The organism is Polaribacter marinus (assembly GCF_022662535.1).
Taxonomy (GTDB): Bacteria; Bacteroidota; Bacteroidia; order Flavobacteriales; family Flavobacteriaceae; genus Polaribacter; species Polaribacter marinus.
This window is the reverse complement of the sequence record NZ_JAKQYM010000009.1, coordinates 1-26153: the sequence shown is the minus strand read 5'-3', so window position 1 is coordinate 26153 and position 26153 is coordinate 1. Positions and strand designations below refer to the sequence as shown.

At 30.1% G+C, this 26153-nt stretch carries 19 protein-coding genes and 1 tRNA gene; 15 read left to right on the top strand and 5 right to left on the bottom strand.

The annotated features are described in order from the left end of the window. The first annotated feature begins 1 nt into the window (after position 1). From pgi to MC378_RS11945, 5 genes are all read left to right on the top strand, one after another. Positions 2 to 1567, top strand: a complete 1566-nt coding sequence (pgi, locus tag MC378_RS11965; protein WP_242178996.1) for a glucose-6-phosphate isomerase — start codon at positions 2 to 4, stop codon at positions 1565 to 1567. Between the two features lie 221 nt (positions 1568 to 1788). Then, positions 1789 to 4389 carry a TonB-dependent receptor gene (locus tag MC378_RS11960; protein WP_242178995.1) on the top strand — a complete coding sequence of 867 codons (2601 nt, stop codon included), beginning with the start codon at positions 1789 to 1791 and terminating at the stop codon, positions 4387 to 4389. 99 nt (positions 4390 to 4488) lie between these two features. After that, positions 4489 to 4911, top strand: coding sequence for a hypothetical protein (locus MC378_RS11955; protein ID WP_242178994.1), 423 nt, complete (start codon positions 4489 to 4491; stop codon positions 4909 to 4911). Between the two features lie 3 nt (positions 4912 to 4914). Next, on the top strand, positions 4915 to 5643 hold the full coding sequence (locus MC378_RS11950; RefSeq protein ID WP_242178993.1) for a lysophospholipid acyltransferase family protein: 729 nt from the start codon (positions 4915 to 4917) through the stop codon (positions 5641 to 5643). After that, complete coding sequence (locus MC378_RS11945) at positions 5643 to 6626, top strand: acyl-ACP desaturase (RefSeq protein WP_242178992.1); 984 nt, start codon at positions 5643 to 5645, stop codon at positions 6624 to 6626. The genes MC378_RS11950 and MC378_RS11945 overlap by 1 nt, the downstream gene beginning before the upstream one ends. A 32-nt stretch (positions 6627 to 6658) precedes the next feature. On the opposite strand, the gene MC378_RS11940 is transcribed toward MC378_RS11945, so the two are convergent. Then, complete coding sequence (locus MC378_RS11940; protein ID WP_242178991.1) at positions 6659 to 7441, bottom strand: amidohydrolase; 783 nt, start codon at positions 7439 to 7441, stop codon at positions 6659 to 6661. A gap of 78 nt (positions 7442 to 7519) precedes the next feature. Between MC378_RS11940 and MC378_RS11935 the strand changes: the two genes are divergently transcribed. Beyond that, positions 7520 to 10258, top strand: coding sequence for a PD-(D/E)XK nuclease family protein (locus tag MC378_RS11935; RefSeq protein WP_242178990.1), 2739 nt, complete (start codon positions 7520 to 7522; stop codon positions 10256 to 10258). Between the two features lies 1 nt (position 10259). Here the strand turns inward: MC378_RS11935 and MC378_RS11930 are convergent, their stop codons facing one another. Then, entirely contained in the window at positions 10260 to 11054 is a 795-nt protein-coding gene (locus tag MC378_RS11930) for a universal stress protein (RefSeq protein ID WP_242178989.1), read from the bottom strand. Positions 11055 to 11150: 96 nt separating this feature from the next. On the opposite strand from MC378_RS11930, the gene MC378_RS11925 reads away from it, so the two are divergent. The 3 genes from MC378_RS11925 to MC378_RS11915 are packed head-to-tail and all read left to right on the top strand — an operon-like array spanning position 11151 to position 13863. Continuing rightward, positions 11151 to 12485, top strand: a complete 1335-nt coding sequence (locus tag MC378_RS11925) for an MATE family efflux transporter (protein ID WP_242178988.1) — start codon at positions 11151 to 11153, stop codon at positions 12483 to 12485. A gap of 22 nt (positions 12486 to 12507) precedes the next feature. Further along, complete coding sequence (locus MC378_RS11920; RefSeq protein ID WP_242178987.1) at positions 12508 to 13275, top strand: enoyl-CoA hydratase/isomerase family protein; 768 nt, start codon at positions 12508 to 12510, stop codon at positions 13273 to 13275. Positions 13276 to 13302: 27 nt separating this feature from the next. Continuing rightward, positions 13303 to 13863, top strand: a complete 561-nt coding sequence (locus MC378_RS11915; RefSeq protein WP_242178986.1) for an MOSC domain-containing protein — start codon at positions 13303 to 13305, stop codon at positions 13861 to 13863. 3 nt (positions 13864 to 13866) lie between these two features. On the opposite strand, the gene MC378_RS11910 is transcribed toward MC378_RS11915, so the two are convergent. Continuing rightward, the gene (locus MC378_RS11910) at positions 13867 to 15009 is read right to left on the bottom strand and encodes a DNA polymerase III subunit (protein ID WP_242178985.1); all 1143 of its coding nucleotides are present in this window, start codon (positions 15007 to 15009) and stop codon (positions 13867 to 13869) included. Positions 15010 to 15118: 109 nt separating this feature from the next. On the opposite strand from MC378_RS11910, the gene MC378_RS11905 reads away from it, so the two are divergent. Both MC378_RS11905 and MC378_RS11900 read left to right on the top strand, forming a co-directional pair. After that, on the top strand, positions 15119 to 16306 hold the full coding sequence (locus MC378_RS11905) for a phosphoglycerate kinase (RefSeq protein ID WP_242178984.1): 1188 nt from the start codon (positions 15119 to 15121) through the stop codon (positions 16304 to 16306). Between the two features lie 80 nt (positions 16307 to 16386). Continuing rightward, positions 16387 to 17427 carry an aldo/keto reductase gene (locus MC378_RS11900; RefSeq protein ID WP_242178983.1) on the top strand — a complete coding sequence of 347 codons (1041 nt, stop codon included), beginning with the start codon at positions 16387 to 16389 and terminating at the stop codon, positions 17425 to 17427. A gap of 107 nt (positions 17428 to 17534) precedes the next feature. Here MC378_RS11900 and MC378_RS11895 read toward each other — a convergent pair whose 3' ends face one another. Together MC378_RS11895 and MC378_RS11890 are read right to left on the bottom strand one after the other, a co-directional pair. Further along, on the bottom strand, positions 17535 to 17837 hold the full coding sequence (locus tag MC378_RS11895) for a DUF6370 family protein (protein ID WP_242178982.1): 303 nt from the start codon (positions 17835 to 17837) through the stop codon (positions 17535 to 17537). A gap of 28 nt (positions 17838 to 17865) precedes the next feature. Then, a complete protein-coding gene (locus MC378_RS11890; protein WP_242178981.1) occupies positions 17866 to 19551 on the bottom strand; it encodes a glutamine--tRNA ligase/YqeY domain fusion protein in 1686 nt (561 codons plus the stop codon). A 106-nt stretch (positions 19552 to 19657) separates the two neighbouring features. On the opposite strand from MC378_RS11890, the gene MC378_RS11885 reads away from it, so the two are divergent. The 4 genes from MC378_RS11885 to MC378_RS11870 all read left to right on the top strand — a co-directional run bounded on the left by MC378_RS11885 (position 19658) and on the right by MC378_RS11870 (position 26063). Then, on the top strand, positions 19658 to 19873 hold the full coding sequence (locus MC378_RS11885) for a zinc ribbon domain-containing protein (RefSeq protein ID WP_242178980.1): 216 nt from the start codon (positions 19658 to 19660) through the stop codon (positions 19871 to 19873). A 23-nt stretch (positions 19874 to 19896) separates the two neighbouring features. Then, positions 19897 to 20274: a dihydroneopterin aldolase gene (gene folB, locus MC378_RS11880; RefSeq protein WP_242178979.1), complete on the top strand. Its 378-nt coding sequence runs from the start codon at positions 19897 to 19899 to the stop codon at positions 20272 to 20274. 35 nt (positions 20275 to 20309) lie between these two features. Further along, positions 20310 to 20380: transfer RNA gene (locus MC378_RS11875), tRNA-Cys, on the top strand. 136 nt (positions 20381 to 20516) lie between these two features. Next, positions 20517 to 26063 (top strand): alpha-2-macroglobulin family protein, encoded by a 5547-nt coding sequence (locus MC378_RS11870; protein WP_242178978.1) that lies wholly within the window; start codon positions 20517 to 20519, stop codon positions 26061 to 26063. Positions 26064 to 26153 lie beyond the last annotated feature (90 nt).

The following is a 26153-nucleotide window of genomic DNA, read 5'->3' as shown; positions in this document are numbered from 1 at the left end:
AATGGCTTTAAAAAACATCAACCCAACTACAACTAACGCCTGGAAAAAATTAACAAACCATTTTAATGAGGCTCAAAACCTAAACATTAAAGAACTTTGTAAAGATGTAAATAGAAAAGAAGATTTTTCAATTTATTTTGATGATTTACTAGTCGATTTTTCAAAAAATAGAATTACTAAAGAAACCCTAGACTTGTTAGTAGAATTAGCAAATGAAGTTGATTTAAAAGACGCTATAGAAAAACAATTTTTAGGAGAAAAAATTAATGTTACAGAAGGTAGAGAAGTTTTGCATACTGCCTTAAGAAGCAGTTCTGATGAACCTATTTTAATTGACGGAAAAGATATTAAGCCTAAAATACAAACTGCTTTAAGAAAAATTAGAAGTTTTTCTAATAAGGTGATTTCTGGAAAGTGGAAAGGTTATACTGGAAAACAAATTACAGATATTGTAAATATTGGTATTGGAGGTTCGGATTTAGGTCCTGATATGGTTGTTGAATCTTTACAATATTATAAAAATAGATTAACCACACATTTTGTTTCAAATATAGATGGTGATCACGTTTCCGAAATTATTAAAAGATTAGATCCAGAAACAACATTATTTGTTATAGTATCTAAAACATTTACCACACAAGAAACAATTACCAATGCAGAAACTATAAAAAATTGGTTTTTAAAATCTGCAACTATCTTTGATATTCCTAAACATTTTGTAGCCGTTTCAACAAATTTAGAAGCAGTAGATAATTTTGGAATTGATAAAGCAAATGTTTTTCCTATGTGGAATTGGGTTGGAGGGCGTTTTTCTCTCTGGTCTGCAGTGGGTTTATCTATAAGTTTATCTGTAGGATTTGATAATTTTAAAGCCCTTTTAGAAGGGGCAGAAGAAATGGATCTTCACTTTAAAAACGAAGACTTTAACAAAAATATTCCTGTTGTTTTAGCTTTACTTAGTATTTGGTATAATAATTTTTATTTAGCAGAAACAGAAGCTGTTTTACCTTATTCTCAATATTTAAAGAAACTTCCAGATTACCTGCAACAAGCAATAATGGAAAGTAACGGGAAAGGTATTGATAGAAATGGTGAAAAAGTAGATTATCAAACCGGAACAATAGTTTGGGGAAGTACTGGTACAAACATGCAACATGCATTTATGCAATTAGTACATCAAGGAACCAAATTAATTCCAGCAGATTTTATTGGTTATAAAGAATCTTTATATGGTTTAACAGATCATCATAAAAAACTAATGGCAAACTATTATGCCCAAATGGATGCTTTGGCTTTTGGTAAAACAAAAGAAGAAGTGCATTTAGAATTAAAGTTTTCTGGTAATGAAGCTAAGATTAATCAACTTTTACCTTTTAAAGTTTTTGAAGGAAACAGACCAAGCAATAAAATCTTATTTGATAAATTAACTCCTAAATCTTTAGGGAAATTAATCTCGCTGTACGAGCATAAAATTTTTACACAGGGAATTCTATGGAACATCTATAGTTATGATCAATTTGGTGTAGAACTAGGTAAGGAATTGGCTAAAAAACTATTGAACAGCTAGAAAAATAAGTCTGTCTATATGAGACTTTCATAAAGTTAACAAAAAAGAATCTTTGTGTTAACAAAATTGTTAATATGTAAAATATTGACTTACAGTTAAAAACTAACTTTTTTATTACTTTTCAGTATCATAATTTTTTGTTAAAACTTAACATTAAATTAACATTGCAATGCCTTAAAAACAAGAATTTTGCAAAACATTTAATAACATATAAATTAAAAATGAAAAATTTTAAAAATTTATTACTCGTAGCATTGTTCTTTGCAACAACTACGATTTTAGGACAGACTAAAATTACAGGTACTGTTGTAGATGAAGCTAACCAAGCTTTACCTGGAGCAAGTGTTCTTGTAAAAGGAACTACCAATGGAACAGAAACTGATTTCAACGGTAAATTTACCTTAACAGCTGATTCTAATTCGGGTGTTTTAGTAATCTCTTTTATAGGTTACAAAAAAATTGAAGTAGCTTTTTCTTCTGGAAAAACTAATGTGGGTACAATTCAATTAAAAGAGGATGAAGATTCTTTAGATGAAGTTGTAATCATTGGAAAAGGAGTTGTTGATTTAGCAGGTGGAAGAAAAACACCAGTTGCAGTATCTACAATTAAAGCTGCAGAAATTCAGAAAAAAATTGGAACACAAGACGTTACAATGACTTTAGTAAATACACCATCTGTGTATGTTGCTGGTCAATCTGGAGGTTTTGGAGATTCTAGAATTTCTGTAAGAGGATTTCAACAAGACAACACTGCGTACTTATTAAACGGACAACCAATTAATGGTATGGAAGATGGTAAGATGTATTGGTCTAACTGGTCTGGAATTAATGATATTGCTAGCGCAATTCAAATTCAAAGAGGTTTAGGTGCTTCTAAATTAGCAATTTCTTCTGTAGGTGGTACAACTAACTTTGTAACAAAAACTACAAGTAAAAAAGCAGGAGGTTATGTTTCTACAGCATTTGCTAATGATGCTTACTTTAAAACTACAGCTTTTTATAATACAGGAAAATCTGAAGGTGGTTTTGCTACTTCTGTAATGCTTTCTCACTGGGAAGGTGATGGATATAGTGATGGAACACAAGGTCAAGGTCAAACGTATTTTATTTCTTTTGGATATACACCGAACGAAACACATAACTTTAACTTCTTGTTAACGGGTGCTCCACAAACACACGATCAAAATTTTAGTAAAAGTATATCAAGTTATTTACAATATGGTAGAAAGTACAATAGTAACTGGGGTACTTACCAAGGTAACTATATGTCAGAAAGAACAAACTTCTACCACAAACCTGTAATGAATTTAAACTGGGATTATAAAATTAGCGAAACAGCTAACTTATCTACAGTATTATACGCATCTTTTGGTAAAGGTGGTGGAACAGGTCCTAGAGGAGCTTATGTAAACCTTAACTCTCAAGGTCAAATAGATTATGATGCTATATATAGCCTTAATGCTTCTGTTGTAGATTCTCAAAACTATCAAGGTTATATTACTAGAGCTTCTATGAATAATCATAGTTGGTTCGGTATGGTATCTAATTTTGAGAAAAAAATCAATGATAACTTAACTTGGAATTTAGGAGCTGATTTAAGATCTTATTATGGTACTCACTTTAGACAAGTAGAAAACTTTAGAGGTTTAAATTCTTGGTCAGAGAGCAGAAAATTAAAAGGTGCAGATCATCTTGCAGATGGTACAAGTGTAACTGTTGTTGCAACAGAAAGCTTTAAAGCGAATCCTTGGGATACAATGTTTAATTCAGCTAGCGAAAGCCAAAGAATTGATTATGATAGTAGTGAAAGAATTTCTTACTTAGGTGTATTTACTCAATTAGAGTATGCAACTGATAAATTTTCTGGATTCTTCCAAGGTTCTGCGTCACAACAATATAATCAAAGATTTGATAGATATGACTATGAAGCAGCATTTGAAGATTCTGAAAAAGTAAGTAACTTCGGTTATAACTTAAAAGCTGGTGGTAGTTATACTATAAATGAAAGCAATAAAGTATTTGCTAACGTTGGGGTTTATTCTCGTCAACCTTACCAAGACAACATGTTTTCTACATATAACAACTACATCAATCCTTTTAGCCAAAACGAAGACATTCTTGGTTTAGAAGCTGGTTATTCTTTTGCTAAAGAAAACTTTACTGCAAACGTTAACTTATATAGAACTTCTTGGAAAAATAGAGTTGTAAACTCTTCAAGAACTACGGGTGGTATTGTACAAAATACATTAAACTTTGGAGTTGAACAATTACACCAAGGAATAGAAATTGATTTTAAAGCTAGATTATTTAATGATAAATTAGACTTTAAAGGATTTACTTCTATTGGAGATTGGGAATATAAAGGAAGTGCTACTACAAGAGTACAAGATGAAAATCAAAACATTATTTCTGAAACAAATGAAGATATAGACGGAGGTAAAGTTGGTGATGCTGCTCAATTTACTTTAGGATTTGGTTTAGACTATAAAATTACAGATGATTTTTCTGTAGATTTCGATTGGAGATTCTACGACGGTTTATATGCTAGTGTAGGAGCTGTAAAAGAAAACTTAGAATTACCTTCTTATGATATTGCAGATTTAGGTATCTCTTATAGACTTAAAGTTGGTGAAGAAAAAGACAAAACTTTAAACTTTAGATTAAACGTAAACAACTTATTTTACGAAGTATATTTATCTGATTTAAGAACAGCAAATACTGTAGGTGCAGGAGATGCTACTTGGAAAGGAATTAATGTAAACAATCAAGGTTACTTTGGTTGGGGTAGAACATGGAATGCTTCTGTTAGATATAACTTCTAATTAAGTTAGAAATTAATTTTTTTAAAAACCACCTCTTTTGAGGTGGTTTTTTTATGTTTAAAATTAGTAACTTTACACTATTAAAATAAACAATTAATTATGAAAGAACTTCACTCTTATTGGGCATATTTAGTATTAGCTATATTAATTTTTGCAGTTGTTAACGCAATAATTGGTTTTACACAAAAGAAACAATTTACAGACAAAGATTTACGTATAGGGTTATTTACCCTTATCGTTTCTCATATTCAATTATTAATTGGTCTAGGTTGGTATTTCATGTCTCCATGGTACAAAGCCTTAAAAACTAATGGAAATGAAGTTATGGGTGATAAAGCCACTCGATTATTAGCTATAGAGCATCCAATAATGATGATTTTAGCTATTATATTTATAACAATAGGTTGGTCTATGCATAAAAAGAAAAAAGATGGAACAGCCAAATTTAAAACTTTTGCAATTTTTTATGGTTTGGCTTTAGTGCTAATTTTAGCTAGAATTCCGTGGAATAATTGGTTATAGTATATGAAAATTATAAGTCATATTTTATCACCAATATTTGCATTGGTATTTCTCACTTTATTGGTGATTTTTCACCCATTACAATGGTTGAGTTTAAATCTATTTGGCCACAAAGCACATGAAAAAGTTGTAGCATTACTTAACTTTACCTTGGTTAAATCGTTATTGATTTTAGGGGTAACCATTAGAGTGAAAAATAAGCATAAAATACCAGAAGATACTTCTATCATTTTTGTTTCTAACCATCAATCTACGTTCGATATCCCACCAATTGGCTGGTATTTTAGAAAGCACCATCCAAAATTTGTTTCTAAAATTGAACTAGGGAAAGGTATACCAAGTGTTTCATATAATTTAAGACATGGTGGAGCTGCACTTATTAATAGAAAAGATCCAAAACAAGCAATTAGTGAATTGGTCAATTTTTCTAAGAGAATTAAAGAAAAAAAATGGGGAGCAATTATTTTTCCAGAAGGGACAAGAAGTAGAAATGGTGCTCCTAAAAAATTTGCTACAAATGGATTAAAAATTATTACCAAGTATAATAAAGACGGATATATTGTACCTTTAACAATTAATAATTCTTGGAAAGTTTTTAAGTACGGAAAATACCCTTTAGGAATTGGAAGTCCAATTACAATAACAGCACATAAACCAATAAAAATAAGTTCTTTACCTTTTGATGAATTATTAAAAGAAACAGAAACAATTATAAAACAAAATATAAAATAATGTCAATACAAAACATTAGAAAAGAGGTTATGCTAACGCTAGAAAAAAGTATGAACCATTTTATGGAAAAATACTTAATTCCTGCAGAAAAAATTTGGCAACCTACAGACTTTCTTCCAAACTCACAAAAAGATTCTTTTATCACTGAGGTAGAAGAAATAAGAGAACTCTCTAAAGAATTACATGATGATTTTTGGGTGGTCTTAGTTGGAGATACCATTACGGAAGAAGCATTACCAACTTATGAATCTTGGTTGTTAGACTTAGATGGAGTGACCCAAGACCCAGATAATAGTTGGGCAAAATGGGTAAGAACTTGGACTGCAGAAGAAAATAGACACGGAGACGTTTTAAATAAATATTTGTATTTATCAGGGCGTGTTAACATGAGAGAGGTAGAAATTTCTACCCAACACTTAATTGCTGATGGGTTTGATATTGGTACTTCAACAGATCCTTACAAGAATTTTGTTTATACTACTTTTCAAGAATTAGCAACGTATGTATCTCACAATAATGTAGCTAAAATTGCACGTAAAAAAGGGCATAAAGCATTAGCAAAAATGTCTAAAATTATTGCTGGTGATGAAATGCGTCACCACCAAGCATATGCTCATTTTGTCAAAGAAATTTTTAAAATAGATCCAAGTGAAATGATGTTGGCTTTTCAACATATGATGAAACATAAAATAGTAATGCCTGCAATGCATTTAAGAGAATCTTTTGGGGCTAAAGGAAGTTTGTTTGATGACTTTTCTATTGTTGCTCAAAGAGTAGGTGTGTATACAGGTTTTGATTATGTAGACATTTTAAAGAAATTAAATACAATGTGGGAAATAGATAAGATTACAAATCTTACTCCAGAAGCCGAAAAAGCAAGAGACTATTTAATGAAATTACCAGATAGAATGTATAGAATTACAGAAAGAATTGTGGTTCCAAATACAGAGTTTAAGTTTAAATGGATGTTAAACCCAAGTTAGATTTAAGCAAATAATATTGATTAAAGACTCTTTTAAAGTTCTATTTTAAAAGAGTCTTTATCATTTAAGAATCCTAGTTTTTTTCGAATCTTTTCTTGAGCAGGTTTATAAAGAGTAGCCGTTATAATTCCAACTTCGTTTTTATTTAAACTAGAAAGTTGCTCACCTAAATAATTTACAATTAAAGAATTTCCAGAATAATCAAAATCATTAGCATCTTTTCCGGTTCTATTTACGCCAACAGTATAACACATGTTTTCTATAGAACGCGCCTTTAATAGGGTGTCCCAGGCTTTTATTCTTGTTACAGGCCAATTTGCCATATATATTAATAAGTCGTAATTTTCTGTGTTTCTACCCCAAACAGGAAAACGCAAATCATAACAGATTAACGGACAAATTTTCCATCCTTTATAATTTACAATTCGTTTTTCGGTTCCAGAAGTATAAATTTTATTTTCACCAGCTAAGGTAAAAGAATGTCTTTTATCATAAGTTTCTATCTTACCTGATGGGTGCACAAAAACAAGACGATTATAAAAATTTTTGTTTTCAGAAATGACTAAACTTCCACAAATGGCGATTTGCTTTTCTATTGCAATTCTTAACATCCATGAAACAGAAAACCCATCCATGTTTTCTGCTACATTTTTAGGGTTCATTGTAAACCCTGAAGTAAACATCTCTGGTAAAACAATTAAGTCTACCTTATTCTCTAGATTGTTAATTTTTTTTTCAAAAAAAGCAATATTTTGAGTTGTGTTTTCCCAAATTAAATCAGCTTGAATCCCAACAATTTTTAATTCATTATGCATCAAAATTTATTTTAAAGATTAACCAAGTATAAAAGTAAGTTTTTGTAATTTAGAAATTCAAAATTGAACAAAAATTCTATGCAATCTTTTATTTCTGAAACTTTAGAGGATATTTTAACAACTACAAAATCATTTGAAAACGTAGTTTTTATATTACCATCTCAAAGAGCAAAAGTATTTGTTAAACAAACGTTTAAAGAGAAGCTATCTGTAGGGTTTTTACCCAAAATTTTAAATGTAGAACAATTTATAAATCAAATTTCTGGTATAGAAAGAGCAGACAGTATTCAGTTATTATTTCACTTCTACACCATTTATAAAAGCATAGAAAAAAATCCAGATTCATTTGATGTATTTTCTTCATGGGCATTTACGGTTATTCAAGATTTTAATGAAATAGATCAGCATTTGGTAAACACCAATGATATTTTTATTTATTTAAGAGATATTCAGCGGTTAAAAAAATGGTCTGTAAAAGGAGAGTTTAAAGAAACAGTTTTGATTAAAGATCATTATTCTTTTTTAGAAAAATTAAACAACTATTATCCTGCATTTTATCAGTTCTTATTAAAAAACAACATTGGATATCAAGGTTTAATTTATAGAGAAAGCTGTAATAAAATTGATGATTTTTTAGAAAAAAATGAACAAACAAAATTCTTTATTATCGGTTTTAATGCTTTAAATAAAGCTGAAGAATTTTTATTTCAAAAAATATTAGAAAGAGGGAACTCTGAGATTTATTGGGATATAGATACTGCTTTTTTCAATTCAAACCACCAAGCAGGTACTTTTATTAGGAAATATAAAAAGGAATGGAAATATTATGAAAAAAAGGAAATAAAGACTTTAGGGAATTCATTTTCTACTCCAAAAAACATTCAAGTTATTGGGGCGTCTAAAAATATTACACAAATAAAATATGCTGGAGAAATTCTAGAAAATATTTCAGACCTTAGTAATACAGCGTTGGTTTTAGCAGACGAAACTTTATTGCCAATTACGTTAAATTCATTGCCTCAAAATATCAGTGCAATAAATATTACCATGGGGTATCCTTTAAAAGATATACCTACAACTAGTTTAATTTTTTCTATTTTTCAATTGTTTATTTCTCAAGAAAAACTACAAAAAACAATTGTAAACGAATTTTACTATAAAGATGTAATTCGATTTTTAAAACATCAATCTATTTATAAACTGATACACGCCATTGATGATTTTTCTGAAGAAATTGCGAAACAAAATCAAACGTTTATCAATCAGAAACACATCAATCAATTATTAGAAAATTCGAGTAAAATACTTCAAGAAATTATTACATCTGTATTTAATTCGTACACTTCTATTGATGAATTTATGGGGCGAATTTTAAACATTATAGATCTTTTAAAAGAAAACGTAAATGATTTAGAGAAAGAATATTTATTTCGTTTTTATACCGTTTTTACGCAGTTAATAACCTTACAAAATGAGTATAAATATTTTTCTGATTTAAAAACATTATCGCTTTTCTTTAGACAATTAATTTCATCAGAAAGTTTATCTTTTCAAGGAGAACCCTTAAAAGGATTGCAATTAATGGGAATGTTAGAAACACGTATTTTAGATTTTGAGAATATTATTTTAACTTCCACCAATGAAGGTGTTTTACCTGCTAGTAGTCAGCAAAACTCATTCATCCCTTTTGATGTAAAAACAGCTTTTGGATTACCTACTTATAGAGAGAAGGATGCTATTTTTTCGTATCATTTTTTTAGATTGATACAAAGAGCTAAAAATGTTTTTATCTTGTACAATACAGAACATGATGTTTTTGGAAGTGGAGAGAAAAGTAGATTTGTTGCGCAATTAGAAATGCTAAAAAGGGATATTGTTCAAAAAATTATTTCACCAAAAGTAGTTACTAAAAACATCGATTTGAAAGTGGTTTCTAAAAATGAAGTTGTTTTTGAAAGGTTAAAAGAAATTGCAAAAAAAGGAATTTCTCCTTCTTCTTTAACTAATTATTTATACAATCCAATATCATTTTACAAACAAAAAATTTTACAATTAAAAGAGTTTGATGATGTAGAAGAAACCATTGCTTTTAATACATTAGGAACTGTTGTTCATGAAACTTTAGATGAATTATATACTCCTTATGTTGGTAAGTACCTACTGAGCGAAAGTGTTGATTCTATGATGAAAATAGCGAAAGAATTGGTGGTAAAACATTTTAAAAACCACTTTAAAAATGGAGATATTTCTACAGGTAGAAATCGTTTAATTTTTGAAGTAGCTAATAGGTTTGTATCTAATTTTTTATCCAAAGAAAAAGAATTGATTTCAGATGAAAATAATCAATTAAAAATAATAGCAACAGAAGAAGATCTATTTACAGAAATTCAGGTTGATGGAATTGATTTTCCAATAATATTAAGAGGTCAAGTAGATAGAGTAGATGAATTAAATGGAGTTGTTAGAATTATAGATTATAAAACAGGAATGGTGACAAGTGGTAATTTAAGAGTTCCAGAGTTTGAGAACTTAAGAGAAGAAAAACACTTAAAAGCAATTCAGGTTTTAATGTATGCGTATTTGTTTACAAAAAGTAAAAATTACGACTATAATCAACCTTTAGAAGCAGGTATTTATTCTTTTAAAAATTTAAATAGTGGGTTTTTATCCATTGATTTTGCACAACCAAGAAAAACAGCAGATACAAATATCACTAAAGAAAAGCTAGAAGAATTTTTAGATGAAATTAAAATTTACATTAAAGAAATTTACAATTTAGAAAACGACTTTATAGAACCTGCAGATTTAAAGTATTAAATTACATTTTCCCTTTTAAAATCAATAACGGAACATTTGTGGTAAACTCTTCTTTTAGAATGGTATTCTTTTCCCATAATTTTTTAAAGAAACCTCTTTTACGTCTAAAAACACATAACATGTCTGGGTTAATCGTTTGTAAGTGTTCTAAAACTCCTTGAAAAGTTGTCGCGTTTTCAGTTTTTGTTAATGTAGATTGTAATTTTGCTAAATCTTTATTAATAACTAAATCTGTTTCTTTATAATTAGGCGTTTTTACCAACAATAAATGAACCTTTGCATTAAATTCTTTCATAAGATACTGCATAGGCTTTAAAGCAGTTTTGCTTTTTACAACTCCTGATTTAAATGCCATTAATACAGAATTGATTGGCTTAAAAACATAATTTTCTGGTATTGCTAATACAGCAATTTCTGTTTGTTTAACAATACTACCTGCGGTTTTTCCTAAAAAAAGTTCCTCTTTTATAGAATTACTTTTAGTACCAACGATTATTAAATCGACTCCTAATTCATTGTCAATAGTCTCAATACTAACAGCAGTATTACCTTTTGCAGAAATGAGTTTAACTTCTACGTTTTTTCTATCAACACTCTCTACCATTGTTCGTAAATACAAATTGGTTTCACGTTCAATGATTGTATCTATATTTATCATTGTTCCAGCTTTAGATTGAGCACTGTATGCTCTAAAAACAAAAACTTTAGCGTTGATTTTATCTGCAAAATCAATAGCATATTGTAATGTTGCTTTTGCACTTTCTGTAGATCCTATAGGTACTAATATGTGTTTCATATCAAAAATTTTAACAATGCAAAGTTACTTATTTTTCAGTTATGAAACTCTTTTTACATTTTTTAGATATGTACATTTGTACTATAAACTTTTTATTTGAAAAGCACGATCAATTTTAAAACCATTAATAAATTAGCAATTCCTGCTTTAATAGCTGGTATTGCAGAACCCGTTTTATCTATTACAGATACTGCGATAATTGGAAATATAAATGAAAACGCAACAGAAAGTTTAGCTGCAGTGGGCATTGTTGGGGCTTTTATTTCTATGTTGGTTTGGGTATTTGGACAAATTAGAAGTGCAATTTCTTCTATCATTTCTCAATATGTTGGAGCCAATAAATTAGATGAAGTGAAAGCCTTACCTGCTCAAGCAATTGCAATTGTGGTTATGGGAAGTTTATTTGTTTTAATGATTTCATATCCGTTTTCTAAACAAATTTTTCAGTTTTATAACGCATCAGGAGCAATTCTAGAATATTGTATTTCTTATTTTGAAATTAGAATTTTTGGATTTCCGTTTTCTCTTTTTGTTTTTGCTGTCTTTGGAACTTTTAGAGGCTTACAAAATACTTTTTATCCTATGATAATTGCTATAATTGGTGCATTGCTAAATATTGTTTTAGATCTAATTTTGGTATATGGTGTAGATGGTTTTATTCCAGCAATGCATATTAAAGGTGCTGCGTATGCAAGTGTATTGGCTCAGATTGCTATGGCAATAATTGCCATGATTCTGTTGTTGAAAAAGACTCCTCTCTCATTAAAAATAGCATCTAAAATCCATCCAGAAATTCCACGATTATTAGGAATGATTGGAAACCTTTTTATGCGAACAATTGCTTTAAATACAGCATTGTATTTTGCAACAGCTTTTGCAACAGGTTACGGAAAAGAATATATAGCTGCTTATACAATTGGTTTAAATATTTGGTTGTTAGGTGCTTTTATGATTGACGGATATTCGAGCGCAGGGAACATATTGTCAGGAAAATTATTGGGAGCAAAAGAGTATAAAACTTTAATATTATTAAGTAAAAAGTTGTTTAAATATGGGCTTACAACTGGAGTTTTAATAGCTGTTTTAGGTTTTCTTTTTTACCATTCTATTGGAACCTTTTTTACAAAAGATCAACTCGTTTTAGAGCAATTTTACAATGTTTTTTGGATTGTTTTAGCAATGCAACCTTTGTGTGCCATAACATTTATTTTTGATGGAATGTTTAAAGGAATGGGAGAAATGAAATATTTAAGAAATCTTCTTTTACTTTCTACTGCTTTTGTTTTTATACCTACTTTAGTGTTTTTCGATTATTTTGACTTTAAATTAATTGCAATTTGGACTGCTTTTACATTTTGGATTATTGCACGAGGTTTACCTTTGATTTTTAAATTTAGAAACAAGTTTTTACCGCTTGCTCAAAAAAGTTAACTTTACTAAAAAATTCATTTAAATGAACACAACAAGACAAAACGGAAGTTTATATACCAACCTAAAGAATAATATTGCTATTATAGAATTTGGTCATCCTGCAAGCAATTCTTTTCCAAGTGAATTATTAGAAAGATTAACAAATGAATTGAATTCTATTTCTAAAAATGATGCAATTTCTGTTGTTGTTTTAAAATCAGAAGGAGAAAAAGCTTTTTGTGCAGGTGCTTCTTTTGATGAATTAATAGCCATCTCAAACTTAGAAGAAGGAAAACAATTTTTTGCTGGTTTTGCAAATGTTATAAATGCCATGAGAACTTGTGGAAAGTTAATTGTTGGTCGTGTTCAAGGAAAAGCAGTTGGTGGTGGAGTTGGTTTAGCAGCGGCTTGCGATTATGTTTTAGCAACAGAAAGTGCGGCCATAAAATTATCTGAGTTTACGATTGGTATTGGTCCGTTTGTGATTGCTCCAGCAGTTGAAAGAAAAATTGGTGTTGCGGCTTTATCAGAATTAACTTTAGACGCTACCAATTGGAAAAGTGCTTATTGGGCTAAAGAAAAAGGTTTGTTTGCTAGAGTTTTTGAAGATATCAAAACACTAGATACAGAAGTTGAAATTTTATCTGAAAAATTAGCTTCTTATAACCCCCAAGCAATAGCAGAAATGAAAAAAGTTTTGTGGAAAGGAACAGGCAACTGGAATGATTTACTTGCAGAAAGAGCTGCTATTTCTGGCGAATTAGTCTTATCTGATTTTACAAAAAAAGCATTAGAAAAATTTAAAAAGTAAGTCTACTAGGTCTTTTAATTCATAAAAATGAAAATTGTTTCAACAAATATTGGAGAACAAAAAAAAATAAACTGGAAAGGAAAAGAAGTTTTTACAGGAATTTTTAAATATAAAGTTGGTAAACCTATTTTTTTAGACAAAGAAGAAGTAAAAGGAGATACTATTTGTAACCGAGAAAATCATGGAGGAATTTTGCAAGCAGTTTATGGATATTCATTAAAACATTACGATTATTTTAAAAAGTTATATCCAGATTTAAATTTCGAAATGGGAATCTTTGGAGAAAACTTAACTATTGATGATTTGGACGAAACTAAAATTCATCAAGGGGATACTTTTAAAGTTGGTGAAACTATTTTAGAAGCAACCGTTCAGAGAGATCCGTGTTATAAATTAGGAATACGTTTTAACAACATGAAAATTGTAAAACAATTCTGGAATACTACTTTTTGTGGCGTTTACTTTAAAGTAATACAAATAGGTTTTGTAAAAGATGGAGACATTTTTGAGCAAATTAAATCTTGCCCCCAAAACCCTACCATTGCAAACTTATATGTTGTTGCTAAAAGAACTGCAACTTTTGAATAAGGATTAAAGAATTTCTTCTTTCTTATGTAGAAACCTAGTTAATTTCATGGAAAGATCTAACAGAATAATTTTTGCGTTTCCATTTCTTTCTATATGATAAATGGCTTCATTTAATTCTTTTTCTATTTCTAAAATATTTCCCGCGTGCACAAAAGGAGCAAACTTAGAAAGATCAAAACCTGTTTTTGTTTCCATAAAAACTAACTGATCAGATTTGTAGTTTAATAATAGAGCTTGTCTAAAAAACTGCAAACAATAATCTAAAAAACGTTTTTGAGTTTCACGTCCTGTTTTTGCAATTGTATCAGACCAAGAAATAAGTTGTTGCACAACAGATGCATTTCCTTTGGCTCTAAAAGCTGTTCTAATCCAAGCAACAAACCACTCTTCAAAAACCAAATCATTCCCATCGTTTTCTAATAAATGTATTGCTTTGTTGTAATTTCCTTCTGCTTGATGTGCAATTTTTGCAGCTTCATTATCAGAAACTTGATGATTTACAATTAAAGTATTTGCAATATCTTGTTCGCTCAAAGCAGGAAAATATAATGCCTGACAACGAGATTTTATAGTATTTATAATCTGTTCTTCGTTTTCTGTAATCAATAAAAAAACGGTTTTTTCTGGGGGCTCTTCAATGAGTTTTAGTAATTTATTGGCAGCAGCAATGTTCATTTTTTCTGCCATCCAAACAATCATCACTTTAAAACCACCTTCGTAACTTTTGAGTTTTAGTTTTTTTACAACTTCTTCGGCTTCATCAACCCCAATAATTCCTTGCTTGTTTTCTACGCCAATATGTTGCAACCAATTAAATAAACTTCCATAAGGTTGTGTGGCTATAAAATTCCTCCAATCTTCTAAAAACAAGCTGCTAACCGGGTGTTTTTTTACCTTTTCATTAGAGGTCACTGGAAAGGTAAAATGCAAATCAGGATGCTGTAATTTATCGCATTTAATGTTGCATGCATCTTGGTCATTAGAGAAATTACACAGTAAAAATTGTGCATATGCAATTGCCATTGGTAAAGTACCGCAGCCTTCTTTTCCTACAAATAATTGTGCGTGTGGAATTCTACCATTTTCAGCAGAAACTTGCAGGTGGTTTTTAATATGTTCTTGACCTATGATTTGGTTGAAAAGCATACGCAAATATAAGAGATAATATTACGAAATCGATATTTTAACTTTTCAGTTTTCAATTTCTTTATACCTAAATAAATCGGTATTTTTGTTAAAAATCAAAATTCATAAAATGAAAACTTTAAAAGATTTTAATTTCAAAAATAAAAAAGCAATTATTCGTGTAGATTTTAATGTGCCTTTAAATGATAAGTTTGAAGTAACGGATGCTACAAGAATACAAGCGGCAAAATCTACAATTATAGAGATATTAGAACAAGGCGGAAGTTGTGTCTTAATGTCGCATTTAGGAAGGCCAAAAGGAGTTCAAGAAGAGTTTTCTTTACGCCATATTGTAGAAACAGCAACAGATATTTTAGGGGTTAAAGTAAATTTTGTTTCAGATTGTATAGGAGAGAAAGTTGCCACAGCTGTTGCAAACTTAGAACCTGGAGAAATTTTATTGTTAGAAAACCTTCGTTTTTATGATGAAGAGAAAAAAGGGGATGTTGCTTTTGCAGAAAAATTATCGAAATTTGGAGACATTTATGTAAATGATGCTTTTGGAACTGCACATAGAGCACATGCATCTACAACGATTATTGCACAATTTTTTAAAGAGAAGAAATGTTTCGGAAATTTATTGGCAAGAGAAATAGAAAGTATAGATAAGGTTTTAAATAATTCAGAAAAGCCCGTATTAGCAATATTAGGGGGGGCAAAAGTATCTTCAAAAATTACGGTTATTGAAAATATTTTAGATAAAATAGATCACCTAATTATTGGTGGTGGAATGAGTTTTACGTTTGTAAAAGCGAAAGGAGGAAAAATAGGCGATTCTATTTGTGAAGATGATAAAATGGAGTTGGCTTTAGAGATTTTAAAGCAAGCTAAAGCGAAAGGTGTTCAAGTTCATATTCCTGTTGATGTTATTGCTGCAGATGACTTTAGTAATGACGCAAATACTCAAACAATAGATATTACTAAAATTCCTGATGGTTGGCAAGGACTTGATGCGGGACATAAATCTAGAGAAATTTTTGATGATGTTGTAAATAAATGTAAAACCATTTTATGGAATGGACCTTTAGGTGTTTTTGAAATGGAAAATTTTGCAGGAGGAACAATAGCATTAGGTCATTCTATTGATAAAGCAACAAAAAATGGAGCATTTTCTTTAGTTGGAGGTGGAGATTCTGTTGCAGCAGTAAAACAATTTGGTTTTGCAGATAAAGTAAGTTATGTTTCAACTGGTGGTGGAGCTATGTTAGAAATGTTAGAAGGAAAATCTTTACCAGGAATTGAAGCTATTTTAAAATAGTTAACACGATATATTATAACAGCGTCTAATTTATTTTAAATTAGACGCTGTTATTTTTACTATAATCATACAAATCATTTATGAAATATACCACATTACCAAATACAGATATAAAAGTTTCTAAAATTTGTTTAGGAACCATGACTTGGGGAAATCAAAACACTCAAGAAGAAGGTTTTGAACAAATGGATTATGCTTTAGAACAAGGTGTAAATTTTTTTGATACAGCAGAGTTGTATCCAGTTCCTGCTACTCCAGAAACCTATGCAAAAACAGAAAAAATTATTGGAAACTGGTTTCAAAAAACAGGAAACAGAGACAAAATAGTTTTGGCAAGTAAAATTGCTGGAGGAGGAGATTATACAAAACATGTAAGAACGGGTGGATTTAATAAAGAAAATATTATTGAAGCTGTCGAAGGAAGTTTAAAACGTTTAAAAACAGACTATTTAGATTTATACCAATTACATTGGCCAGATCGTGGAGTAAACTGCTTTGGAGTTAGAGAATATCCTTACCAAACAGCAACTAAAGAAGCAGAAAAACATTTAGAAATATTAGAAACCTTAAATCAATTTGTAAAAACAGGGACGATAAAGGCTATTGGGCTTTCAAATGAAACTCCTTGGGGAACCATGAAGTATTTACAAGAAGCAGAAGCTAATAATTTTGTAAAACCATCTACCATTCAAAATTCTTATTCATTAATTCATAGAGGATATGAATATGGAATGAGTGAAGTGTCTATGAGAGAAAACATTGGTTTACTGGCCTATTCGCCTTTAGCACAAGGAGTTTTGTCTGGGAAATATTTAAATGGAAATTTACCAGAAGGAGCTAGAGGAACTTTGTTTCCAAGGTTTATTGCACGCTATATGTCTGAAAGTTCATTAAAAGCTGTTGTTGAGTATCAAAAAATTGCAGAAAAACACGGGTTGTCTTTATCGGAAATGTCTTTGGCATTTATAAATCAATTGCCATTTGTAACCAGTAATATTATTGGAGCTACTAAAATGAGTCAGTTAAAAGAAAATATTAACTCTATCTATATTGATTTATCTGATGAAATTATAAAAGAAATTGAAGTTGTTCATAAATTAATTCCGAATCCTGCACCTTAAAAAGTATTCCGTTTTTCAGTATTTAGTTTTCAGTATAAAAAAATCCGAAGTAATAAATTTACTTCGGATTTTATTATTTACTATTCTGTAAAAAAAGCAGAAATCTATTATTCAATAAGTTTAATAGCACTTGCTTTAAATCTACCATCTTCAACAACTCCAGCAATTTCGGCTTTTCTAATTACTTCACAAAAACCAGTTTCTTTGTTATGCGCATCTCCAAAATCATCAATACTAAAGCCATCCACAAAATAAGCTTTATCATTAAATCTTACAGCTAAACTGCAGCCATTTTCAGAATCTAATTCAAACTGACACTGTCCACAAGAAATTTCTGCTACTTGTTTAATTTCTTTTTTGTTTCCGCAAGAAGCGAATATTAACAAAGTTAAAATGATTAATTTTTTCATAATTTTATTTTTTAAATAGTTTTTGCTATTATTTTTTGGCCCAAGAATCACGTAATCCAACGGTTTTATTAAAAACTAAATTTTCAGCAGTAGCATCATCATCTACATTAAAATACCCCAAACGTTGAAACTGAAAACGTTCTCCAATTTTAGCTGTTTGTAAACTAGGTTCTACAAAGGCATTGATGATTTCTAAAGAATTTGGGTTTATAAATTCCATAAAGTCTTTGTCTTTATGACTGTCTGGTGCTTCGTCTAAAAACAATCTATCATAGGCTCTTACTTCTGCTTTTACAGCGTGTTTTACAGAAACCCAATGCAAAGTACCTTTAACTTTACGTTTGCTTTCTTCTGTATCCATTCCTGATTTAGTTAACGGATCATAGGTACAGTGAATTACTGTAATTTTTCCATTTTCATCTTTTTCACAACTTGTTGCTGTAATAAAATACGCGTTTTTTAAACGCACCTCTTTTCCTAATTTTAAACGGAAGAATTTTTTATTTGCTTCTTCTCTAAAATCTTCACGTTCTATGTATATTTCTCTAGAAAAAGGAACTTCTCTGCTACCAAAACCATCTTCATAATCGTTATAGTTAGCATCTAGCATTTCTTCTTTTCCTTCCGGATAATTATCAATAATTACTTTTACAGGATCTAAAACTCCCATAACTCTTTTAGCAGTATTATTTAAATCTTCACGAATTTTAAACTCTAAAAGCGCTACATCAATAATGTTTTCTCGTTTAGAAACTCCAACAGTTTCTACAAAACTTCTAATAGCAGCAGGTGTATAACCACGTCTTCTTAAGCCAGAAATGGTTGGCATTCTTGGGTCATCCCAACCAGAAACAACACCTTGTTCTACCAATTTCATTAACTTTCGTTTACTCATTACAGTATAACTTAAGTTTAAACGAGAAAATTCACGTTGTTTTGGTGGATTTGGAAATTCTGTTTTACCGTATTCGTAAACATGATCTCGAAACCAATTATATAATTCTCTATGAGGTTTGAATTCTAAAGAACATAAAGAATGCGAAATTTGCTCTAAATAATCACTTTCTCCATGTGTCCAGTCATACATTGGGTAGATACACCAATCTTTACCCGTTCTGTGATGAGCTTTTTTTAAAATACGATACATTAACGGATCTCTCATTAACATGTTTGGTGAGGTCATATCTATTTTAGCTCTTAATACATGTGTTCCTTCATCAAATTCTCCAGCTTTCATTCTGTTGAATAAATCTAGGTTTTCTTCTATAGATCTATTTCTATATGGACTATTTGTACCAGCTTCAGTTGGTGTTCCTTTTTGAATACGCATTTCTTCAGAAGATTGGCTATCAATATATGCTTTTCCATCTTTTATTAATAAAACGGCCCAATCATATAATTGTTGAAAGTAATCTGAAGAATACAATTCTTTATCCCATTTGTAACCTAACCAAGTAATATCTTTTTTAATAGCCTCTACATACTCTTGTTCTTCTTTAGCAGGATTTGTATCATCAAAACGAAGATTTACGGGTGCATTATATTTTTCACCCAAACCAAAACTAATTCCTATAGCTTTCGTGTGTCCAATATGTAAATAACCATTTGGCTCTGGTGGAAAGCGAAAACGCAAATTCTCTTTTGGCATTCCGTTTGCCAAATCTTCTTCAATAATTTGCTCTAAAAAATTTAATGATTTCTTATCTTCTGACATCTTCTGTTAAAATTGAAGTGCAAAATTACGGAAAATTGTTGAAGCTTTATATTTCCTTCTGTAACAAAAAGAGAATTAATGCAACTAATAAATAAAACAACAGAATATGAGCAACAAACCATTAAATTATATGTGTCCAAAATGTAATAGTAAACATTATATAATTGGAGAAATGCGTGCAACCGGTGGAAGATGGTCAAAAATTTTTGACGTTCAAAGCGCTAAATTTACAAGTGTTACTTGTGAACGCTGTAGTTATACAGAGTTTTACAAAGCAAAAACAAGTGCATTAAGTAATATTTTTGATTTGTTTACAAATTAAGAAACAGTTGGTATCTTTGCAAGATGGGAATTATACAAGTAAACAATATTAAGCTTTTTGCATATCATGGATGCTTAGATGAAGAAGCAAAAATTGGATCTGAATATAGAGTTGACGTAGAGGTGAAAGCAGATTTAAAAAAATCTTCTAAAACTGATCAACTATCTGATACTGTAGACTATGTGAATTTAAATCATATTGTAAAAGAAGAAATGTCAATACGTTCTAAACTTTTAGAAGAAGTTACAAAAAGGATATTAGATAGAATTTTAAATGAAATTTTGATGGTAAAAAAAGCAACCGTTTCTGTTGCAAAAATAAATCCACCAATTGGAGGAAATGTGGCAGAAGTTGTTATAATTTTAACAAAAAAGCGTAAAAAGCAAAAAAGACTTGCTTAAAACGATAAATTGCGTAAATTTGTCGTCCTTAAAAAGGTGTCGTGGCCGAGTGGCTAGGCAGTGGTCTGCAACACCATCTACAGCGGTTCGAATCCGCTCGACACCTCAAAAAAGCGTTTCAAGAAATTGAAACGCTTTTTTTATATTCTACGAATTCTAAAAAAACTTTTACGAATTCTCATTTTTCAATTTTTTTCATACTTAAATTATTATTTTTGAGTAGTATTTACAATTCTATGACTATGAAAACAAAACACTTACTTATCGTTTCCAGTATTTTTTTATTTCTTTTTTCATGTAAAAAAGAAGAAATTAAAACCGATAACATATATAAATTCAAAGAATACATTAGCTATACAACATCAGGAATTGTTTCTGTGACAGACAAAATTGATGTAAATCTGGCCAAAGAAGTTGATAATTGGGAAATAAATAAAGAGCTTTCTACAGGTTTAGTATCAATAAAACCATTTGTAAATGGAAAAATAAAAATAATAAATAAGCATGCTTTTGCTTTTATCCCGGATGAAAACTTAGAGGCAGATACGGAATATACCGTTTCTGTTAACCTAAATGAAATTTATAAAAGTATTCCTAAAGAGTTTAAAAATTATACGTTTCAGTTTAAAACGATAACGCCTAATTTTAATATTCAAACAAATAATTTACAATCCTATTCTAAAGAATTTCAGTATTTAGGAGGAGTTGTAAAGTCTGCAGATGTAATTTCTCTAGAAAATGCAAAGAAGTTAATTAAAGCTACACAAAAAGGAGTTTCAAAAAAGATAGTTTGGAACGAATCGTATAAACACGGAAAAATTTTTGAGTTTAAAATTGATAGTATTCAACGATTTATAGAGGATTCTAAATTAGCAATTTCTTGGAATGGAAAAACAATAAATGCTGATTCGAAAGGTGAAAATGAAATTGTAATTCCAGGAAAAAATAATTTTAAAGTAGTTAGTCTAAAAGTAAATAACGATACTGATCAGTACATTTCTATCAATTTTTCTGACCCACTAAAAAAACAACAAAATTTTGATGGTTTAGTAACTATTAAAAATGTAAAAAAACCGCGTTTTATTGTCAATGGAAATGAATTGCAAGTGTATTCTGATAGCAAATTTCAGGGTGTTATTTTGGTTTCTGTTTACCAAGGTATTAAAAATTCGGAGGATTATAAACTCAAAAATTCTTTTAAAGAAAATATTGTTTTCGAACAAAAAAAACCACAGATTAGAGCAATTAGTAGCGGAACTATTTTGCCTAATTCTAAGGACTTGAAATTTAACTTTGAAGCGATAAACGTAAAAGAAGTAACAGTTAGAATTATTAAAATTTATGAAGATAATGTGTTGCAGTTTTTACAAGAAAACAACATCAATAGTAATAACGAATATGATATTAAAAGAGTAGGAAGAAGGGTTGCAAAAAAAAACATTACATTAATAGATCGTAAAGAAAATAATTCTCAAAAATGGAAAGCCTACAGTGTATATATTTCTAAAATGATTAAAACAGAACCAGGTGCTATCTATAGAATAGAATTGAGTTTTAATAAAAGTCAAATAATTTATAATTGCTCAGAAAGTCAAGATTCAAACATAAAGAAGAATGATGTAGATGATGAGTATGATCATTTAAGTGAAATTGAAGACCAAGAAGAAAAAGAAAAACTATATTGGGATAACAAATTATATCGCTACAAGAGCTATAATTATAACTGGAGAGAAAGAGAAAATCCATGTCATGACTCCTATTATAATAACAGAACAATTTCTCAAAATTTATTAGCTTCTAATTTGGGAATTATTGCCAAAAAAGGAACAAACAACTCTTATTTCTTTGCTGTTACTAATATTTTAAATACAAAACCAGAAGCAGGCGCAATCATAAAACTATTCAATTTCCAGCAACAAGAAATTCTTTCTACACAAACAGATGCAGAAGGATTTGCAAATATTGAAACCTCTAAAAGTGCAGCTTTTGCAGTAGTTTCTAAAGGGAAAAATAAAGGTTATATTCGATTGTTCGATGGAAATTCTTTGTCATTAAGTAAGTTTGATGTTGCAGGAAGTAAAACCGAAAAAGGTTTAAAAGGATATATCTATGGAGAACGTGGAGTTTGGCGTCCTGGAGACCAAGTACATTTAACTTTTATACTAAATGATGCAGATAATAAGTTACCAAAAAATCATCCTGTAAAATTAGAAGTTACAGATCCAAGCGGAAAACTGGTATATAAAAAAGTAACCTCAGAAAGCATTAATAATTTCTACAAGTTTACGTTTGCAACTGCTCAAAAAGCAAAAACAGGAAACTACAATGCTAAAATTTCTGTGGGAGGAGCAAAGTTTTATCAGAATTTAAAAATTGAAACGGTAAAACCAAATCGTTTAAAAATTAAAGTAAATTTTGATGATGAGGTTTTAACAACCAACAAACCGATTAATGGAACTTTAGATGTAAAATGGTTACACGGAACACCTGCCAAAAATCTAAAAACAGAAATAAAAGCAAAAGTTTCTACGGCAAATGATGGTTTTAAAGATTACAAGAATTATGTTTTTACAGATCCATCAAGAGAGTTTTCATCCGAAGAAATAAATATTTTCGAAGGAAAATTAGATGCGAACGGAATGGCAAAAATCAATAATAAATTAAATATTGGTAAAAATGCTCCTGGAATGTTAAACGTTCAATTTTTAGTAAGAGCTTTTGAAAATGGAGGCGATTTTTCTATTGATGCTTTTACTAAAAAATATGCGCCATTTACTTCTTTTGTAGGATTAAAATCGCCAAAAGGAAATAGATATGGTTCTTTTTTTACCGATGAAAATCAGTCTTTTTCTGTGGTTTCGGTTGATGAAAAAGGAAGTCCAGTAAAAAGAGATGAAATAGAGGTAGAAGTTTATAAAATTGAATGGCGTTGGTGGTGGAGCTCTTCTGATGATAACTTATCTAGATATACGTCTAGCACCTATAAAAAACCTTATAAAACCATAAGAATTAGTACAGATTCTAAAGGAAAAGGAAGTTTTAATTTAAATATTCCAGAAAGAGATAGAGGTCGTTTTTTAATAAGAGTGATTGATAAAAAAAGTGGTCATGCAACAGGTAGAACTGCTTATTTTTATAAAAATTGGTGGCAAAATTCTAGTTCTAGCGATAAAGAAGCTGCAAAAATGTTAGTTTTTTCTGCGGATAAAGAAAAGTACAATGTTGGTGAAACTGCTAAAATTACATTTCCTTCAGGAAGCAAAGGGCATGCATTAATAAGTGTAGAAAATGGCACCAAAGTTTTAGAAACCAAATGGGTGAAAACGAAAAAAGGAACAACCTCTGTAGAAATCCCTATCAACAAAAATATGGCACCAAATGTGTTTGTAAACATTTCATTATTACAACCGCATCAAGTATCTGAAAACGATTTACCTTTAAGATTGTTTGGTGTAATTCCACTTTTAGTAGAAGATAAAAACACCAAATTAGAACCTCAAATTTCAATGCCAGATGAGTTGCAACCAGAAAAGGAATTTGTTGTAAAAGTTTCAGAAAAAAACAACAAAGCCATGACCTATACGTTGGCGGTTGTAGAAGAAGGCTTGTTAGATTTAACACGTTTTAAAACACCAAATGCCTTTGATGTTTTTTATGCAAGAGAAGCTTTGGGTGTAAAAACGTGGGATGTTTTTGACGATGTAATTGGCGCGTATTCGGGTAGTATAGATCAGATTTTTGCAATTGGTGGAGATGGAAGTGCTGCTGGGGCAAAAAATAGAAAAGCGAACAGATTTAAACCTGTAGTAAAATTTTTAGGCCCGTTTTATCTTGAAAAAAGAAAAACAGCATCACATAAAATTACCTTGCCAAATTATATTGGTTCTGTAAGAACGATGGTGGTTGCGGGTGATGTAAATAACGAAGCTTTTGGAAATGTAGAAAAAGCAGTGCCTGTTAAGAAACCTTTAATGGTGTTGGCTACATTGCCAAGAAAATTATCGCCAAAAGAAAAAGTTACCTTACCAATTACTGTTTTTGCAATGGACAAAAAAGTGAAAAATGTAACTGTACAGGTAAAAACATCTAACGGAATTACAGTTATTGGTAGCAAGACTCAGAAACTCAATTTTGAGAAGCCAGATGAAAAAATGGTGTATTTTAAAATGGATGTTTTAAAGGCAAATGGCATCAATACGGTTGAAATTATTGCATCTGGAAACGGAGAAAAAGCAACTTATAAAGTAGAACTAGATGTTGTGAATCCAAACCCAATAACCTCCAAAGTAATAGATGCAACGATAGAAGGAAAACAAACTCAAAATATCAATTTTAATACGTTTGGTATAGAAGGTTCTAATACAGCAATATTAGAATTATCTACCATTCCATCAATTATTTTTTCTGGTAGGTTAGAATATTTAATCCGCTATCCGCACGGTTGTGTAGAGCAAACAACATCAAGTGTATTTCCACAATTATTTTTAAATGATATTTTTGACTTAACGGCAGATAAAAAACATCAGATTCAAGAAAATATAGAAAGCGGAATTAAAAGGTTGGGTAATTTTCAACAAGCAAATGGAGGTTTGAGTTATTGGATTGGTGAAAACCATGTTGATGATTGGGGAACAAGTTATGCAGGTCATTTTATGTTAGAAGCGGCTAAAAAAGGCTTTGTTTTACCTGTGGCTTTTAAAAGTAATTTTATCAAATATCAGAAAAATGCAGCAAGAAATTGGAGACCAAATTATCGAAATAATTATACAGATTTAGCACAATCTTACAGATTATATACTTTGGCTTTGGCGGGTAGTCCAGATTTGTCTGCGATGAATAGAATGCGCGAGTTTAAACAAATTTCTAATGATGCTAAATGGCGTTTGGTTGCAGCCTATGCATTGGCAGGACAAAAAGAAGCGAGTTTAGAAATTATGAGCACTGCAAATATCAATTTTACAACTTCTAAATACAATTATTATTCTTATGGTTCTGTAGATAGAAACAGAGCAATGGCTTTAGAAACCATGTTAATTACCAATCATAAAGACATTAAAGATGTGGCAAAATCTATTGCAAAAGAATTGTCTAGTAGTAAATGGATGAGTACACAATCTACTGCATATAGTTTATTGGCAATTGGTAAAATGGTGGTTAAAAATGGAGGGAAATCCATCAATTTAAAGTATACGAATGAAGGGAAAACAGTTGCAATAAAAACGGAAAGTTCTATGGTACAACGAACTTTAAAGGTACAAAAAGGCACGAATTCCATCAATATAAAAAATGAGGATAATAATGTTGTTTTTGCAAGAATTATCAATTCTGGGCAATTGCCTTTGGGTGATGAAATTTCAGAAAGTAGAGGTTTAAGTGTTGTTGTTCAGTATGTAGATTTACAAGGAAAATCAATTGATATTAGAAATTTAAAACAAGGGCAAGATTTTGTGGCAAAAATAATAGTGAGCAACCCTAAAAATGAAACTGTAAAAGACATTGCATTAACACAAGTTTTTCCTTCTGGATGGGAAATTGTAAACACTCGTTTTACAGATTTTGGAACTACTACAAAAAGCGAAGCTCGTTACACAGATATTAGGGACGATCGTGTTAATTTTTATTTCGATTTAAATCATCAATCTAAAAAATCAGCAACAAAAACCTTTACTGTTTTATTAAATGCAGCATATTTAGGAAAATATTATTTACCAGGAGTTCAAGTAGAAGCCATGTATGATCATGATTATATGGTGAGAACTAAAGGACGTTGGATTGAGGTGATTAAGTAATAAAAGGAATACGAATGTCATCCTATGTTTGTCAAGTGTTAAATACTTTGTTAGAATTAATTACATTTAAAATTAATATTAACAAGAAAA